This window comes from Jidongwangia harbinensis (assembly GCF_020216025.1).
Classification (GTDB): domain Bacteria; phylum Actinomycetota; class Actinomycetes; order Mycobacteriales; family Micromonosporaceae; genus Actinoplanes; species Actinoplanes harbinensis.
This window is the reverse complement of the sequence record NZ_JAIWNC010000035.1, coordinates 1-16,833: the sequence shown is the minus strand read 5'-3', so window position 1 is coordinate 16,833 and position 16,833 is coordinate 1. Positions and strand designations below refer to the sequence as shown.

At 72.2% G+C, this 16,833-nt stretch carries 14 protein-coding genes; 5 read left to right on the top strand and 9 right to left on the bottom strand.

Annotated elements, in window-relative coordinates:
- Positions 1 to 224 (top strand): hypothetical protein (locus tag LDL48_RS33060; RefSeq protein WP_225259062.1); only part of this gene is annotated, 224 nt, incomplete at its 5' end.
- A gap of 617 nt (positions 225 to 841) precedes the next feature.
- On the opposite strand, the gene tyrS is transcribed toward LDL48_RS33060, so the two are convergent.
- Positions 842 to 2,098, bottom strand: a complete 1,257-nt coding sequence (tyrS, locus tag LDL48_RS33055; protein ID WP_225259061.1) for a tyrosine--tRNA ligase — start codon at positions 2,096 to 2,098, stop codon at positions 842 to 844.
- Positions 2,099 to 2,348: 250 nt separating this feature from the next.
- Positions 2,349 to 4,805: a S1 family peptidase gene (locus LDL48_RS33050; protein ID WP_225259060.1), complete on the bottom strand. Its 2,457-nt coding sequence runs from the start codon at positions 4,803 to 4,805 to the stop codon at positions 2,349 to 2,351.
- A gap of 147 nt (positions 4,806 to 4,952) precedes the next feature.
- Here LDL48_RS33050 and LDL48_RS33045 point away from each other — a divergent pair, with 147 nt between their 5' ends.
- Complete coding sequence (locus LDL48_RS33045; protein ID WP_225259059.1) at positions 4,953 to 5,714, top strand: polyphosphate kinase 2 family protein; 762 nt, start codon at positions 4,953 to 4,955, stop codon at positions 5,712 to 5,714.
- A gap of 9 nt (positions 5,715 to 5,723) precedes the next feature.
- Here LDL48_RS33045 and LDL48_RS33040 read toward each other — a convergent pair whose 3' ends face one another.
- From LDL48_RS33040 to LDL48_RS33030, 3 genes are read right to left on the bottom strand one after another with little or no spacing between them, the layout of a single operon-like run.
- Entirely contained in the window at positions 5,724 to 6,377 is a 654-nt protein-coding gene (locus LDL48_RS33040; protein ID WP_225259058.1) for an adenylate kinase family protein, read from the bottom strand.
- An 11-nt stretch (positions 6,378 to 6,388) separates the two neighbouring features.
- Positions 6,389 to 6,970, bottom strand: coding sequence for a hypothetical protein (locus LDL48_RS33035; RefSeq protein ID WP_225259057.1), 582 nt, complete (start codon positions 6,968 to 6,970; stop codon positions 6,389 to 6,391).
- Positions 6,971 to 6,993: 23 nt separating this feature from the next.
- Positions 6,994 to 7,467, bottom strand: a complete 474-nt coding sequence (locus tag LDL48_RS33030) for a type II toxin-antitoxin system PemK/MazF family toxin (protein ID WP_225259056.1) — start codon at positions 7,465 to 7,467, stop codon at positions 6,994 to 6,996.
- 38 nt (positions 7,468 to 7,505) lie between these two features.
- Here LDL48_RS33030 and LDL48_RS33025 point away from each other — a divergent pair, with 38 nt between their 5' ends.
- Positions 7,506 to 8,105, top strand: coding sequence for a hypothetical protein (locus tag LDL48_RS33025; RefSeq protein WP_225259055.1), 600 nt, complete (start codon positions 7,506 to 7,508; stop codon positions 8,103 to 8,105).
- A gap of 1 nt (position 8,106) precedes the next feature.
- On the opposite strand, the gene LDL48_RS33020 is transcribed toward LDL48_RS33025, so the two are convergent.
- Both LDL48_RS33020 and LDL48_RS33015 read right to left on the bottom strand, forming a co-directional pair.
- Positions 8,107 to 8,919, bottom strand: a complete 813-nt coding sequence (locus LDL48_RS33020) for a CAP domain-containing protein (protein ID WP_225259054.1) — start codon at positions 8,917 to 8,919, stop codon at positions 8,107 to 8,109.
- Between the two features lie 203 nt (positions 8,920 to 9,122).
- Positions 9,123 to 10,328: a PucR family transcriptional regulator gene (locus LDL48_RS33015; RefSeq protein WP_225259063.1), complete on the bottom strand. Its 1,206-nt coding sequence runs from the start codon at positions 10,326 to 10,328 to the stop codon at positions 9,123 to 9,125.
- Between the two features lie 132 nt (positions 10,329 to 10,460).
- Between LDL48_RS33015 and LDL48_RS33010 the strand changes: the two genes are divergently transcribed.
- Both LDL48_RS33010 and LDL48_RS33005 read left to right on the top strand, forming a co-directional pair.
- A complete protein-coding gene (locus LDL48_RS33010) occupies positions 10,461 to 11,531 on the top strand; it encodes a ferredoxin reductase (RefSeq protein WP_225259053.1) in 1,071 nt (356 codons plus the stop codon).
- A 49-nt stretch (positions 11,532 to 11,580) separates the two neighbouring features.
- Entirely contained in the window at positions 11,581 to 12,723 is a 1,143-nt protein-coding gene (locus tag LDL48_RS33005; protein ID WP_225259052.1) for a fatty acid desaturase family protein, read from the top strand.
- A gap of 444 nt (positions 12,724 to 13,167) precedes the next feature.
- On the opposite strand, the gene LDL48_RS33000 is transcribed toward LDL48_RS33005, so the two are convergent.
- A complete protein-coding gene (locus tag LDL48_RS33000) occupies positions 13,168 to 14,589 on the bottom strand; it encodes an alpha/beta hydrolase (RefSeq protein WP_225259051.1) in 1,422 nt (473 codons plus the stop codon).
- A 112-nt stretch (positions 14,590 to 14,701) separates the two neighbouring features.
- Positions 14,702 to 16,657: a ricin-type beta-trefoil lectin domain protein gene (locus tag LDL48_RS32995; protein ID WP_225259050.1), complete on the bottom strand. Its 1,956-nt coding sequence runs from the start codon at positions 16,655 to 16,657 to the stop codon at positions 14,702 to 14,704.
- Positions 16,658 to 16,833: the final 176 nt, after the last annotated feature.

Below are 16,833 nucleotides of genomic sequence, written 5' to 3'. Positions count from 1 at the left end.
AGAAAATCATCCCAGCAACAAACAATCTGTTGCCAAAGACAACCCGCACCAAAAAAGGCACGAGCCATACCAATTGGCACTGGCTTATCAAGCACCCTGTTGAGTTCTCAAAGAACAACCACACACCCGACACCAACCGCAGAACCCTGCAGCCCGCGCCCGGGGCACTCGTTCAACTTTACTCGCGCTATTTCGTACCGTCAAATCGGTCCGTTTTCCGCTAGCGCCCCCACAACAATTCGCACGACGCTTGGTCGTGTCCATTTCGTAGGGTTCGGCAGGACGGCCGCTGCGGATCACTCCGCTGCTCGCCCGTTTCCCTGCCAGCCCGGAAGACTTTACCTGGTCGGTTCCGCGTCGCCAAATCGGGGTCCCCCGGGGGGAATCCGACGGCCGCACCGCCCAGTCCTGCCTCCGTGGAACGCAACGTCCGCGGTGGCCGGGTTCTTCCTGCCTCGGGACGAACGCTGCAGATCTTCCGATCCGCGGCGTCCCGTCTCCGGGGCAGGGAGAAAGTTACGTCGCCGGTGAACACAGCGTCAAACCGGACGAGGTTGACCTGCGTCACACCGGCTCACTCGGACGCCGGCGCCATCGCCGACGTAGGTGAGTGGAGCAGTGCCTGCATGCGTGAACGGCAACACCAGTGCAGGGCAGCCACAGCGCCTTCGCCCGGAGCAGCAGCGCCGATCTAGGCGAGCGAAGCAGTAGTGCCGGCGTCCGTGGACCACGCGTCACCGCACGAGAGTGACAACGCCCGGCGTATGGCCGGCGGCGTGTGCGGCAGCGAGGCGATCACCGTAAGGCTGGTTGCCGGCCACCCGACCGGCGCCACCCCGTGTCAGCGCACGAACTCAACCCCGGCGAAGTTCCGCTTCCCCCGCCGCAGCACCAGGAACGACCCGTGCAGCAACGCCGACTCCGGCACCACCGCGTCGGCGTCCGTGACGCGCTCGTTGTTCACGTAGGCGCCCCCCTCGGCCACCGTGCGCCGGGCCTCTCCCCCGCTCTTGGCGAGCCCGGTCTGCTGCAGCAGCGTGGCCACGGGCGGGAGCTCACCGCATACCTCGACCAGTCCGGCCTCGCCGAGGGCGGCCCGCAGCGTGTCCGCGGACAGGTCGGCCAGCGAACCGCGCCCGAACAGCGCCTGGCTGGCCGCGACCGCCTGGGTGGCCTCCTCCGGGCCGTGTACCAGCGCGGTGATCTCCTCGGCCAGGGCGCGCTGGGCCAGGCGGGCCTGGGGGCGTTCGGCGGTGGCCTTCTCCAGCTCCTCGATCTCCTCGCGGGGCTTGAAGCTGAAGTAGCGCAGGTAGCGGGTCACGTCGCGGTCGTCGGCGTTGACCCAGAACTGGTAGAACGCGTACGGCGAGGTCATGGCCGGGTCGAGCCAGGTGGCGCCGCCTTCGCTCTTGCCGAACTTGGTGCCGTCGGCCTTCAGGACCAGCGGCGTGGTGAAGGCGTGCACCGGGCCGGCGCCGCGGCGGCGGACGAAGTCGACGCCGGCGGTGATGTTGCCCCACTGGTCGGAGCCGCCGAACTGCAGGCGGCAGGCGTGCCGACGGTGCAGTTCGTAGAAGTCGTTCGCCTGCAGCAGCTGGTAGCTGAACTCGGTGAAGCTGATCCCGCTCTCCAGACGGTTACGCACCACGTCGCGGGCCAGCATCTTGTTGACCGGGAAGTGCTTGCCGACGTCGCGGAGGAACTCGATCACCGTGGTGGCGCCGGTCCAGTCCAGGTTGTTGACCAGGGTGGCCGCGTTGTCGCCGTGGTAGGTGACGAACGGGGACAGCTGGGAGCGGATCCGCTCGACCCAGCCCTGTACGACGTCCGGCGGGTTCAGCGCGCGTTCGCTGGACTCCCGGGGGTCGCCGATCTGCCCGGTGGCGCCGCCGACCAGCAGCAGCGGCCGGTGCCCGGCGAGCTGGAGCCGGCGGGCGGTGAGCACCTGCATGAGGTGACCGACGTGCAGCGAGGCCCCGGTGGGGTCGAAACCGACATAGAACGTCAGGGCGCCGCCGTCGAGCTCCTTGTGCAGCTCGGTGGGATCGGTCGAGTCCTGGATCAGTCCGCGCCACTGCAGGTCGTCAACGAGAGTCACGGACGAAATTGTCCCGCACGGCTCACCGGCCACGACAGGTGGGCCGGGCGCGACCACCCACCCTCCCTGATGACCACCGCACCTGGAGTTGTCTCGACCCGTCCCAGGTGTCCTCGGTGTGCCGGAAGGTATACCACCCCGGAGCGCTGGTGCTCGGCGTGGCCCGGGCGCCGGCCGAGCACGCCGGCTGACCGTACGGAACGGGTCCGGCCCGCCGAGACGGACCGGACCCGTCGGGTGCCGTGGACCGCTAGTCCATGCGGAGTTCGACCAGGATCGCCCGCGGCGGTTCCTCGCCGGTGCCGGGTACGACGGCCACCCGCTCCCCCGCGTCCACCTCGTACGGCGGCAGGACGGTGCCGTTCGGCAGCTTGGCGGTGGCGGTGACCGCTTCGGAGCCGCCGCGCACGCCGAACGTGCCGGGCACCTCCAGCGTCAGGTGGCCCTTCGAGCCGATGGTCCGGAAGCAGTAGAAGATGCCGTACGGTTCGTCGTCGAGGTGTTTCTCCACCTGCAGCAGGCCGGGTGCGCACTCCCCGCCCCGACCGTACGGCCGGGCCGAGTCGAAGACGATGTGCCCGTCGCCCTTGAACACCTTCAGCTGGTGCGCCGCGAGGATCTCCGCGGCGCCCGGGTGGTCACCGGCCTCCACGATGGACGGTGTGCCGGCCCCGGTCGGCGCCGGGTACCCGACCGGCTGCACCGCGTACGCCTCGACCTCGCTGAGCTGCATCAGTTCCAGCTCGGTGCCGGCGATGCGCAGCTTCGTGGTGGAGACGGTGGGGAACGCGATCCGGGCCGGCTCGGCGGTGCGCGGCAGGCCGCGGCGGGTGACCACGGGACGCCACTCGGTGCCGGTCCAGGCGGAGACGGTCACGTTGGCCGGGAAGTTGTTCTGCGCCGCGGGCAGGTCGGTCCGCGGGTACAGGTCGACCCGGTTGACGTCGCGGGCCGCGGGGAACGTCATCTCCAGCGTCTCGGTGTGCGACGGTGCGGACGGCCACGACGTCCAGCCGTTCTGGTCCCGCGCCCCGTCGTTGATGTCGGGCAGGGACCAGCCCCAGTTCTCCGCGCTGCTGGACGCGGTGAACACGGCGTCCGCCGCGAGGTTCGCCGAGTGGTACGCCTCCACCTCGTTCAGCTGCATGATCTCCACGCCCAGGCCCCGCACCCGGAGCTTGGTCGTGGACACCGCCGGGAACGGCACCCGCACCGCGTGCAGACTGCGCGGCACGTTGCTCCGGCTCGCCACCGTCGTCCACGCCGAACCGGTCCACACATCCACCGCGAAGTTCGCCGGGAAGTTGTTCTGCGCCGCCGGCTGGTCGGTCCGCGGGTACAGGTCGACCCGGTTGACGTCGCGGGCCGCCGGGAACGTCATCTCCAGCGTCTCGGTGTGCGCCGGCGCGGACGGCCACGACGTCCAGCCGCTCGCGTCCCGGACCCCGTCGTTGATCTCGGAGAGCAGCCAGCCCCAGTTCTCCGCGCTGCTCGACGCGGTGAACACCGCGTCCGCCGCGAGGTTCGCCGAGTGGTACGCCTCCACCTCGTTCAGCTGCATGATCTCCACACCCAGGCCCCGCACCCGCAACTTGGTCGTGGACACCGCCGGGAACGGCACCCGCACCGCGTGCAGACTGCGCGGCACGTTGCTCCGGCTCGCCACCGTCGTCCACGCCGAACCGGTCCACACATCCACCGCGAAGTTCGCCGGGAAATTGTTCTGCGCCGCCGGCTGGTCGAGACGCGGGTAAAGGTCGACCCGGTTGACGGTCGTCGCCCGGGCCAGGGTGAACTCCAGCGTCTCGGTGTGCGCCGGCGCGGACGGCCACGACGTCCAGCCGCTCGCGTCCCGGACCCCGTCGTTGATCTCGGAGAGCAGCCAGCCCCAGTTCTCCGCGCTGCTCGACGCGGTCACGTTGGCGGTGGACAGCGCGTTGGCGGAGATCTCGTCGGTAGGCTGCGGGACCGCCACGTGCTGCGCCAGCCATGGGGCCAGCTGGTCGGCCCGGATCTCGGTGCCCTCCCGGCGGGTGTCCGCCACGGCGAGACAGCCGCCCTGATGGCCGCTCGCGTGCAGCCCGACCAGCGTGGTCCGCCCGTCGGCATCCCGCAGGGCCGGACCGCCGGCGTCGCCGAGGCAGGTGGCCGGGCCACCGCCGGCCGCGGTGATCGAGAAGCTGGCGGCCGCCACCGCACCCACCGTCACCGGCGCGGCCCGCAGGTGGTCGGGCACCCAGGCACTGTCGGTACGCCCGTACCCGGCGATCCGCAACGTCTCCCCGGCAACCGGGGCGCCGCCCAGCGGCACCGGCGCGATCCCGGTGGCCGGGGTGGCCAGCCGGGCCAGGACGACACCGAGCGTCGGGTGCGGCGACAGGTGGGTGATCGGCGTGCGGAGTCCGGTGTCCGTGGTGAGGTCGGTGCGCCCGACCGTCGCCGTGGCGCCGTCGACCGGGCCGGCGGCGATGTCGTCACCGAGGCAGGCGGACAGGGTGAGGACCCATTCCGGGGCCACCAGGACCCCCGAGCAGGACACCTCACCACGGTGGACACTGGCCACGAACGTGTCCGCGCCGGCGGCGACCGGCGTACCCCCGGTGACGGCCTGGGCGGCCGGGCCCGGCAGCAGAAGCGTGGCGACGACGGCGCCGATCGCGGTACTGACCGCGATCCGGCGCGCGCGCACCATTGTCAGTTCTTTCATGTGCAACTCCCCCGTGGAGACTGACCTCAGGTACATCAATGCCGATCAGTCTCGACCGGCGGGTGATCGCGGTCAAGCGGGTGCCGGACACCGGGGGTACCGCACCTTTCGGAGGCGACCGCACCGGTTTTCTGCCACCCTGATCGGATGAGCCGCCTGGGATCCGCCGCACCGCCGGCCGAGCTGTCGAAGAAGGACGCGCTGGCCCGGCTGGAGGCCGCACAGCAACGTCTGCTCCGGCTGCGCCTGCTGCTCGGCGGTCAGCTCGGCAACCACGAGATCGGTCCGCCGCTGTGCGTGGTGTTCGAGGGCTGGGACGCCTCCGGCAAGGGCGGTGCGATCAAGCGCCTGGTGGCCCCGCTCGATCCGCGCCACGTGCGGGTGGCCCAGTTCGCCGCACCCACGTACGACGAGAAGCGGCACCACTTCCTGCAGCGGTTCTGGGCGGTCCTGCCCGGCTGGGGCGGGATGGCGGTCCTGGACCGGTCCTGGTACGGCCGGGTGCTCGTGGAACGGGTCGAGGGTTTCGCCACCGAGGAGCAGTGGCGTCGCGCCTACGACGAGATCGTCGAGTTCGAACGCACCCTGGTCGCCGAGGGGACGATTCTCATCAAGTTCTGGATGCACGTCTCCCCGGGCGAGCAGTTGCGCCGGTTCCGGGACCGGGCCGGCGATCCGCTGCGGTCGTGGAAGCTCACCGACGAGGACTGGCGCAACCGGGAACGGCGGACCGACTACGAGGCCGCCGTCACCGACATGATCAAGAGGACCGACCAGGCTCGCGCCCGCTGGCGGGTGGTCCCCGGTGACGACAAGCGGTACGCCCGGGTGGCCGTCGTCGAGCACGTCTGCGCCGTCGTCGAGAAGGAACTCAGCCGGCGCGGCTACCACCTGGCGGACGCCGACTGAGGCCGGCGGTCACGGCACCGGCGAGTAGGACGGCAGGCCGAGCGTCTTGCGGATCGCCGCCTGCACGTCGTCCGCGCCCGGGCGGGCGTCCACGTCGTGCACGACCTCCTTGCGCCGGAACAGTTCCAGCACCGGGCGGGTCTTCTCGTGGTAGTCACGCAACCGTGCGTCCAGGGCTTCCGGGGTGTCGTCGGCCCGGGTGATCAGCTCGTGCCCGCAGATGTCGCAGCGCCCGTCGACCTGGGGCCGGTCCGCGATCAGGTTGTAGTCCATGCCGCACTCCGGGCAGAGCCGGCGGCTGAGTACCCGGCGGCGCACCTCGTCGTCCGGGAGTTCCAGGTGGATGACCGCGTCGATGTCGTAGCTCTCCATGAAGAACTCGGCCTGCCGCCCGTTGCGCGGGAACCCGTCCACCACGAAGCCGTAGTTCCAGTCGTGCCCGTCCAGCCGCCCGCGGACCACGGACTCGACGAGGTCGTCGCCGACCAGGTGGCCGGCGGTCATCGCCCGGCGTACCTGCGCGCCCAGCTTGGTGTGGTTCTTCACGTGCCAGCGGAACAGGTCGCCGACGCTGATGTGGACCAGGTCCAGGTCGCCGCAGAGCAGCGCGCTCTGGGTGCCCTTGCCGCTGCCCTGCACTCCCATGATCACGTACTTGCGCATGGTGCCCCTTCCTAGTCGGCGGCGCCGACGTGGATCGGTCCGGGCGCGGGCCGGCCGGCCAGGGTGGTCGGGTCGATGCTCCACGCGTTCGCGACTTTCCGCACGTCGGACTCGGACACCAGCACGGTGGACCCCTCGTCGAACACCGCGGGCAGGCCGGCGTCGCGTTCCGCCGGGTCCGGGTCGCCGTGCCAGGACGTCACCTCGCCGGTCTGGCCCACGTACCCGAACGCCCGCACCAGGTCGCCGTCCACGGCGCGCTGCCAGCGGTGCAGCTCGGTGACCCGGTGGGTGGCGAAGAACTGGACCTCGGTGTGCAGTCGCGCGGACAGGTCCACGACGTCGACCGTGGTGTCCGGACGCAGCAGGTAACGCCCGGCCGCGACCACCCAGCGGGTGTCCCGGGCCCCGACCAGCGGCGGCGTGACCGCCACCCGGTCGTCGGTCAGGTAGGCCAGGTCGACGCCTTCGCGCCACGGTACCTCGCCGAGGTCACGCAGCCCGAGCGCCTCGAGCACCGGCACGGCCGCGGTGCCCCGGACCGCCAGCCAGGCCTGTTTGCCGCCGAAACCGACCATGATGTCCCGTTCCATGCCCCCACGCTATCCGTTCCGGGTCATGCCCAGCCGTAGCCGTCGCGCAGCGCGGCCGCGATCCGGTCGAAGCGGCCCCGGTCCAGCACCGCGCCCTCGCGGCGGATCCCGTCCTCGTCGACCTGCAGCACCCGGTCCAGCCGGACCCAGCTGGGCCGCTGTTCGCGGTCCCAGGCGCCGGGGCCGAGCGCCAGCCAGTGCCGCCGGCCGTCGCGGTCGCCCTGGCTGGAGAGCATCAGACCGAGGAGGGTACGGCCGTCCCGCCCGACCACCAGCACCGGCCGGTCCTTGCCCTGGCCCGGGTCTTCCTCGTACGCCACCCAGGTCCAGACGATCTCGCCGGGGTCGGCGTCGCCGTCCAGGTTCGGCGCGTACTCCAGGCGGCGGCGGTGCTCCGTGCTGGGCGTGGTGCGTGACGGCGCGGGTGCGGACGGGGCGGCGCTGCGCCGGGCGACGGTGCGGAGCGTGCCGACGATGCGGTTCAGGAGGTTGGCCACGGCCGCACTCTACGACCCGCCGCCTCTAGAGTGGCCGGATGCATCCCGACATCGAGGCCTGGGACCCGTGGCCGCCCGGCGTGCTGGCGGAGCGGCTGGCCGGTGTCACGTTCCCGTGGTGTGTGGCGGCCGGTTGGGCGCTGGACCTGTTCCGCGGCGAGCAGACCCGGGCGCACGAGGATCTGGAGTTCGCGCTGCCGGCCGGCGCGTTCGCGGAGGTGCCCCCGCGCTTTCCGGAGCTGGCGTTCTGGGTGCCGCAGGGCGAGGGGCGGCTGGCTCCGATGTCGGCGGAGACGCTGGCCGGCGAGTCGCACCAGTCGTGGGCGTACGACCCGGCGGCGCGGCGCTGGCGGTTCGACGTGTTCCGCGAACCGCACGACGGCGACACCTGGATCTGCCGCCGGGACGAGTCGATCCGGTTGCCGTACCAGGAGATCATCCGGCGGACCGGGGACGGCGTGCCGTACCTCTTACCCGAGATCGTCCTGCTCTTCAAGGCGAAGGCCCGGCGGCCGAAGGACCAGGCCGACTTCGACGGCGTCCTGCCGTTGCTCACCGCCGCGCAGCGGGCGTGGCTGCACGACGCGCTCGGCCGGGTGCACCCGGATCACGCCTGGCGGTCCCGGCTGAGCGGATAGGTCAGCCGACGAAGTCCTGGGTCACCCAGACCGTGCCCTTGCCGTCGCGCACCACGCTCAGCCCGATCCGGTCGAAGCCGCGGCTGAGGAGGTTCTTGCGGTGGCCGTCGTTCGGCGGGGTCTCGGCGAGCATGCCGTCGGTCAGGCCGTTGGCCGCCGCGACGATCTGGGCGGTGCTGCCGCCGGCGCTGGCCAGGCCGATGTTCTCGCCGGCCGCACGCCACCGCACGCCCTCGGCGCTGAACCGGGTGCCGATGCCACCCTCGCCGGAACACTGGTGGCTGAGCCCGCAACCGTCGATCATCCGCTGGTTGTGCCGGGCCGCGGCGCGGGACAACTCGTCGTCCAGCGCGAGGCGGGGCAGGTCGGCGTCGGCCCGGGCCGCGTTGATCCGGCCGAGCACCTGGTCGACGACGGACCCGCTGGTGGCCGGCGGCGCGGTGTCGGGCTGCGACGGCCGCGTGCTGGTCGAGCCGGCCGGGCGCGGCTTCGGTTTCGGCCGCGTCGGCCGGGTGGTGCTGACCTTCGGCCGGGGGCGGGCCGGGGTGACCGTCGCCGGCCGGGTGGTGGTGGCGGCCGGCTTCGGGGGCCGGACCGCCGGCGTGGTCTCGTCGTCGGACGGCAGCAGGCCGAGGTCGGGGCCGGGTTCGGCGGGTGCCGACGGGGTACCGGTGACCAGCGGCAGGTCGGCCGACCGGGCCCGCGGGGTGTCCGGGGACTGCCGGTCGAGGCCGGCCATGGTGAAGCCGACGCCGATCACCACGGCCGTGGCGCCGGCCACGAAGGTGTAGCGCAGCCGGGCGGGAGTGGACATCGGTGGGTCACCTCGTGGCGGTCGGGCGGCCGGTCAGCAGGGGCGGTTCGCGGCGTTGGGGGACGGCGCATGATCACTATGCGGCGCGGCGGGGCGGCCGGGCGCGGACCTCAGGAGTCCTTAAGGATCAAGACAGCGAGAGATAAGAGAACCGGGACGGCGCGGGCAACCTTCGCGCAACGGACACCGTGCCGGGCGGCACGTCACCGCGCCGAGCCGCTCCGGGGCGCCGGTCCGCTCCGCTCCGCCACGCTCAGCGCGACGGTGAGCGTCAGCAACCAGTGCGGGTCGCGCAGCCGGTCGCCGTAGAGTTCGCGCAGCCGGGCCATCCGGTACCGCACGGTCTGCGGATGGACGAACAGGTCCGCGGCCACCTCCTCGCGCCGGCCCTGGTGCAGCAGCCAGCTGCGCAGCGTCTCGACCAGCTTGGCGGCCGTCGGCTCACGCTCCCCGGCCAGCGGGGCCAGCGCCTGCGCCCGCAGGTCGGCCAGCGCCGGCGAGTCGGCCGTGACCACCAGCGCGACCAGATGGTCCTCGGTGTCGAGCACGTCGCCGGCCACCGGCGGCCCGGCGACCCGGAACGCCCGCGCCGCCCGTTCCAGCGACGTCCGCGCCTGCAACCAGGGCCGGGCCGGGCCGACCACCGTGCCGTGGCCGCCGAGCCGGCGCTTCAGCACCGCCCGGGCCGGACCGTGCGCGTCCGGCACCAGCAGCAGCGACATGTCCGGCAGATCCGCGCCGGCCTCGGCCAGGTACAGCGTGCGGCCGTCGAGCAGGTCGGCCAGGCCGTGCGCGGAACGTTCCGGCGCCAGCACCGCGGTCAGGGTCTGCGGCGCCGGCCAGTCCACCCGTTCCGCGGCGGACACCACCACGTGTTCCGGGTCCCCGGCGACCAGGGCCTGCGCCAGCCGTTCCAGGTGACGCAGCCGGACCCGGCCGGAGGTCTCGAGTTCGTCCGCGTGCCCGGCGACACTGGCCGCCGACAGCTCATCGATGTAGGCGAAGACCAGCTCGGCGAAGTGCGCGATGGTCGGTGCCTCCTGCCCGCTCCGGACGCTGATCGCGGCCAGTTCCCGCCAGGCGACGCGGGCTCCCACCCGGTACGCCGCCAGCAGCGCGTCCAGGCTGCGGCCGGATCGCGCCTCGCCGCGGCCGAGGGCGTACGCCGCCTCCAGCGCCGGGGCGAGCGGCGAGCCGGGATCGGCGCCGCCACCGCCGGAGACCAGCTCCAGGAACGTGCCGAGCGCCGCCCGGACCGCCTTCTCGATCTTGTTGCCGAGTTCGCCGGCGAAGGCCTCGGTGTACGCCGGCACCTCCGCGGTGATCGCCGTGATGGTCTGGACCGCCACCTCGGGCAGGCCGCTCCGCAACGGCGCCACCACGTCCGGGGAGAGATGAAAGAACCGCATGTCGCGGCGCGGCTCGGTCACGGCGTCCTCCGAGGTTTGACAGCGCTTGTTTGTTCTCTGCGAACAATAACGAAGCCCCGATTTACCGGAGCGGGTCATGACTTCGTCCCGGCGACGCAGCATGATTGTTATGTGGCCGTTACTCGAACTCTCCGGACCCGCGCCTGGCACGTGGTGGAACTCCTCACCACGCCGCTCGTGCCGGCCGACTACCTCGACGTCCTGGCCCCGCTGCGCAACCGCAGCACGTTGCGGGCCCGGGTGGAGGCGGTCCGGCCGGAGACCCGCGACAGCGTGACGCTGGTGCTGCGCCCCGGCCGCGGCTGGCAGCGGCACGAGCCCGGCCAGTACGTGCGGCTCGGCGTCGAGGTCGACGGGGTACGCCTGTGGCGTTCGTACTCGCTGACCAGCCCGCCCGGCAGCCCCGACGGCCGGATCAGCGTCACCGTCAACGCGGTGCCCGGCGGCGTCGTGAGCACCCACCTGGTCCGGCACGCCCGCGCCGGGATGCTGCTGCACCTGGACCCGCCGGCCGGCGGGTTCGTGCTGCCCCGGCCCCGCCCGGCCAAGGTCCTCTTCCTCACCGCCGGCAGCGGCGTCACCCCGGTCATGGGCATGCTCCGGAGCGCCCTGCACGAACTGGACGACGTGGTGGTGGTGCACTCCGCACCCGCGCACGCCGACGTGGTGTTCGGCGCCGACCTGCGGGCCCTCGCCGCCGACGGCCGGATCCGGCTGATCGAACGGCACACCCGCACCGACGGCCGGCTCAAGCCGGCCGACCTCGCCGCGCTGGTCCCCGACCTGTTCGAGCGGCACACCTGGGCCTGCGGCCCGAACGAGATGCTGGACGACCTGGAGGCGCACTGGCGCGCCGGGGACGCCGCGGACCGCCTGCACACCGAGCGCTTCCGGCCGGCCGTGGTGGTCGTGGGCGACGGCGGGACCGTCACGTTCGGCCGCTCCGGCACCGTGGTCGAGGCCGACGGCGCCGTGCCGCTGCTGGAGGCCGGCGAGGCGGCCGGCGTGCTGATGCCGTCCGGCTGCCGGATGGGCATCTGCTACAGCTGCGTGCTGCCGCTGCGCTCGGGCGCCGTCCGGGACCTGCGCAACGGCCAGGTCACCACCGCCGAGCCGGAGGACGACGTGCTGGTGCAGACCTGCATCTCGGCCGCCGCCGGCCCCTGTCACCTGGACGCCTGAGCCGTCCTCCCCCGCCTCCCCCCGCTCCCATCACCGACGAGGACATGTCATGACCACTGTGCAGCGCAAGGACGTCAACCCGATCGCCCACCTGAGCACCGAGGACATCGAGGCCATCGGCCGCGAGCTGGACGCCCTCCGCGAGGAGGTGGTGGCCAGCCGCGGGGCGAGCGACGCCGCGTACATCCGCCGGGTGATCGCCGTGCAACGGCGCCTCGAGCTGGGCAGCCGGGCGATCCTGCTGTTCTCCCTGTTCCCGCCGGCCTGGCTGGTCGGCACCGCCGGCCTGACCGTGGCCAAGATCCTGGAGAACATGGAGATCGGCCACAACGTGCTGCACGGCCAGTGGGACTGGATGCGGGACCCGAAGATCCACTCCACCACCTGGGAGTGGGACCACGTCTCGCCGGCCGCGCAGTGGAAGCACGCGCACAACGAGCTGCACCACACGTACACGAACGTGATCGGCCGGGACAACGACCTCGGGTACGGCATCATGCGGGTCGACGAGGACCAGAAGTGGTACCCGGCGCACCTGGGCCAGCCGTTCTACAACTTCCTCAACGCCTGCTTCTTCGAGTACGGCATCGCCGCGTACGACCTGGAACTCGGCCGCAACCTGAAGACCAGGGAGCGCCGCCGGGACCCCAAGTTCCGGGCCGCGGTCAAGCAGGTACGCAAGAAGATCGGCCGACAGGTGCTCAAGGACTACATCGTGCACCCGGCGCTGTCCGGACCGTCCTTCCTGCACACCCTCGCGGCCACGTTCACCGCCAACCTGATCCGCAACCTGTGGAGCCACTCGGTCATCATGTGCGGCCACTTCCCGAACGGCGTGGAGACGTTCGAGAAGACGTCCATCGAGGGCGAGACCCGCGGCGAGTGGTACCTGCGGCAGATGCTCGGGTCGGCCAACATCTCCGGCAGCAAGCTGCTGCACATCATGACCGGCAACCTGTCGCACCAGATCGAGCACCACCTGTTCCCCGACCTGCCGAGCAACCGCTACGCCGAGATCGCGCCGAAGATCCAGGACCTGTTCCAGCGGTACGGGCTGTCGTACACCACCGGCCCGCTGCCCAAGCAGGTCGCCTCGGCCTGGGCCAAGGTGTTCCGGCTGTCGCTGCCGAACCGCAAGGCCCGCACCGCGCGGCCGGTCTCCGAGCCGGCGGTGGCGACCGCGGCCCGCTGAGCGACCCGGGCGCCGCGGCGCTGGTCACCCGCCACCCGCGCCGGAGCGGGGCAGCGGATCGTCGAGCTACGCCGCGGCCGGAAGCTCCGGCCGCGGCGCCGGCTTACGGCGGACCGGTCGCTCCTTCGTGACACCCCGGTCGTCACGGCGCACGACGACCACCGCCGTCGCTGTCACGGCACGCCCCCGGAACACGCGCATCGGGTCCTCCCCAGCAGTTGTCATCGTTCCGCTGAGATTACGAAACACTTCCGGAACATTCAAGGTGTTCCATGCGCGACGACGTGCGTAACCGGCAGCCTTGACACCGTTTCCACCCGTTATGACCGGACTATCGCGCGAAATTCAGCGCCGAAATTTCCGCCGGGTTTCCGAAACTTATTGTCCGGTTGGCCTCCTTCCCGATGGTTTTTGATACATCGGTGTCAATGCATGATGGCTCGGTCAGGTCGCCAGGCAGCTCGTGCCGGGCGGCGGCACGGTCAGATCCAGCAGGTACCGGTCCACCACCGCGGTCGTGCAGGCGTTGCGCTGGTACGCACCGTGTCCCCAGCCCTCGTAGGTGACCAGCCGTCCGTGCCGGCCCAGTTGCGCCGCCACGTTGGCCGCCCAGTCGTGGCCGGTGCGCGGGTCGTGCCGGGCGTTCATCAGCAACAGCGGGGTGCGGGTGTGCACGCGCAGCTCGTGCGGCGGGTTGCGGACCGGCGTCGGCCAGCCCAGGCAGGTGTGCACGGCCAGCAACCCGCCGCCGTAGCGCACGTCCGGAGCGGCGTCCGCGGCCGTGCGGACCAGGCCGGCGTACTCGGCGTAGTCGCGCACCGGGACCGGCCAGTCCGCGCAGAACGTGCCGACCGCGAGCGAGAGGTTCACCTCCGTCGGGCGGATGCCGGCGTCCAGGTCGCGGATGACCGCGGCGAGCTCGGGCCAGCGGGGCCGGCTCAGCATGCCCAGGGCCACCGCGGTGACGTCGAAGGTGGTCCGCGGTGCGTACTCGCCGGCGTCCGCGCGGTCCAGCGCGTCGGCCCAGACCGCTCGCACGTGCCGGCCACCGGGCATCGCGCACTCGGCCGGCGTCCGCTCGCACCAGGCCACGAACTCGTCGAACGAGTCCTGCAGGGTGGCCGCCTGGCTGCGGACGAACGGCTGCACGCCGAGGCTGTGGTCGAACACGCTCTCCAGCACGACGGCCCGCACCCGGGCCGGGTACCGCTCGGCGTACTGCTGGCCCAGCAGCGTGCCGTAGGAACTGCCGTGGAAGGTCAGCCGCGGCTCCCCCAGCGCATGCCGCAACGCCTCCAGGTCGCGCACCGTGCTGAGCGTGTCGGCGTGGTCGAAGACCAGGTTGTCCCGGCGGCACCGGTCCCACAGCGCCCGGTTGTACGCCACCGCCTCGTCGAAGTCGGCCTGGCTGGTCAGCGGGAGCGGCGGCTTCTCCAGCGCCGGGTCCGGCGCGCAGTCCGGCGCGGCGCTGCGGGCGACCGTCCGGGGGTCGAAGCTGACCAGGTCGAACCGGTCGAGCATCTCGTCACTGAACCGGTCGGCCTTGCGGATCCGCTCCACCCCCGAGTCGCCCGGCCCGCCCGGACCGAACACCAGCGTGCCGACCCGCCGTTCCGGGGTCCGGGCCGTCCGGCGCGCCACCATCAGCTCGAACGTGGCGCCGTGCGGCCGGGCCCAGTCCACCGGCAGCCGGAACCGGGCGCACCGCACCCTCAGGTCCAGCGGATCGAGCGGGACGGTCGGCAGGTCGTCGGGACACGCCTCCCAGGCGAGATCCGGGGGCGCGGGTGCGGCCCGCGCCGCGGCGGGCAGGCCGCCCAGCGCGGTGAGCAGGGCAAGAGCGACAGCGACGGTACGGCGGGTCAAGGCGCCTCCTCCAGGGTGCGGACGTCCGTCCATCCTGGACCGCGAGCGGCGCCGTCCCGTATCCGGAAACCCCCGGAGCCGACCCTGAGGCCGGCACCGGGGTGACCCGGGGTCAGGCGGGCACGCTCCACTTCTGGTTGGCGCCACCCGCACACGCCCACTGCTGGAGCCGGGCGCCGTCGGCCAGGTTGTGGTCGGTGATGTCGAGACACTTGCCGGAGTGCGCGTTCACCAGGTCCCGTCCGGCGGTGTACGTCCACCGCTGGCTCGCCAGACCGTCGTGGCAGGTCCACAGGTGCACCACCGCGCCGTCCGCGGTGGAGTTGTCCCGGACGTCCAGGCATTTGCCCAGGGCGCGGACGGTCCCGTCGGAGGCGCGCTGCCACGTCTGGTTCGGCCCACCGGAGCAGGTCCACATCTGCGGCAGGGTGCCGTCCGCGGTGGCGCCGCCGGTGACGTCGAGGCACTTGTCGTTCGCCGCGCTCACCACCGCGCCGGACGCGCCCGCCGGCGGGTTCGTGCTGCCGCCGGACTGGGTGCCGGTCCAGGTGAACGTGGCCGAGGTGCGGGCCGGCAGCGTGTACGTGAACGACTGGCTCCCCCACCGCACCCGCACCGACTGCGCCGAGGTGCCGCCGTTGTGCGCGATCAGCGCCTTGCTGCCGTCGGCGTTGCGGTACGCCACGTTCGGGACCGTCGAGTTGGTGGTGGAGGCGATCCGGGTGGCGCCCGGGCGGACGTACCTGGTCAGGTGGCCCATCGTGTAGTACTCGACGGTGTTGTCGACCTGACCGGCCCGCGCCCCGCCCTCCTGCACCGTGACCAGGCCGGTACAGGTGCCGCAGCCGCCGTTGTGCGGGCCCATGTTCTGGTTCAGCGCCAGGCTCCACTTCACCTCGGCGCTGCTGTAGTTGCGGGCGTGCTCGATCAGGTCGCCCATGTCCTCGTTGTGCTGGTTGGCCACCCAGGTGCCGCCGGAGTGCTCGGTGTTGTGCTGGGGCACGCCGGGGTACTGCTGGTGCACCTGGGTGCCGACGGCCGGGTCACCGAAGTAGTCGTGCCAGGCGATGCCGCCGAACAGCGGGTCGTTGCGCACGCCCGCGTCGGCCAGCACGGCGGCGCCGAAGGTGGCGTAGTCGCCGTAGTTCCAGTCGTGCACCAGCACCTTGGTGGTGAGACCGGCCGCACGGAAGGCCGGGTACACGTGGTTCTTGGTGAACTCGACCAGACCGGCCGGGTTCCAGCTCATCCCGGGGTAGTCCATCGCGGCCGGGTTCGCCGCCTGGCAGCAGTTCGGCTCGTTCTGCACCGAGATGTAGTCCATCCGCACGCCGGCCGCGGCGTACGACTGCACGTACTTCACCAGGTACTGGGCGTACATCGGGTAGTACTCCCACTTCAGCCAGCCCATCTGGTCCATCCGGCCGTTGTCCTTCATCCAGCCCGGCGCGCTCCACGGCACACCCTTGACGGTGAGCGCCGGGTTGAGCTGCCGGGCCTGCTGGGTGAGCAGCCGCACGCCGGTGTCGTAGCCGTTGGCGCCGAAGTCGCTCAGGTCGCAGCAGGTGTCGTCGAGCGACACGTGGCCGGGCCGGGACAGGTCGGACGCGCCGATCGGGTTGCGCAGGTACGACAGGCCGATGCCCTCGGTGGGGCTGAACAGCCGCCGCATCACCGCGTCCCGGGTGGCGGCGCTGATCGCCCCGCCGCGGAACAGGTGGGCGGTGGTGTCCGTGATGGACGCGCCGCCGCCGACGAACTGCTGGTAGCGGGTGTTCTCGTCGACGGTCAGGGTGTGCGTGGCGGACGCGCTGGAGGACGCGAACGCGGTCGGGTTCTGCGCCTGCAGGCCTCGGGTGACGGTCCGGCCGCCGTCACCGGTGGTGGTGAGCACGACGTTGACGGTCTCGCCGGCGGCGTGGGCGGGCGGGCTGTAGGTCACGGTGGCGGCCAGGGCGGCCAGCACGGCGACGACGAGTGCCCGGCGGCGCCGGGCGGTCTGGGAACGACCGGCCCGGGGGTGGGCGGTTCGGGGATGGGCGGTGGACGGGATGCCGAGGACGGGCATGGGGACTCCCTGGAGGATGGTGCGCCGGTTCGACGGCCGGCGGGCGGACCCCGGCTCCGCTCGGTGAGCGGCACCGTCCTCGGGTGGGTCCGTGCGACCGCGGGCGCACGCCGGCGCGGCGCACCCCGGGCTGCCCGGCCCCGGCGGGGCGGGACCGCTCCGCCCCACGTTCCAGA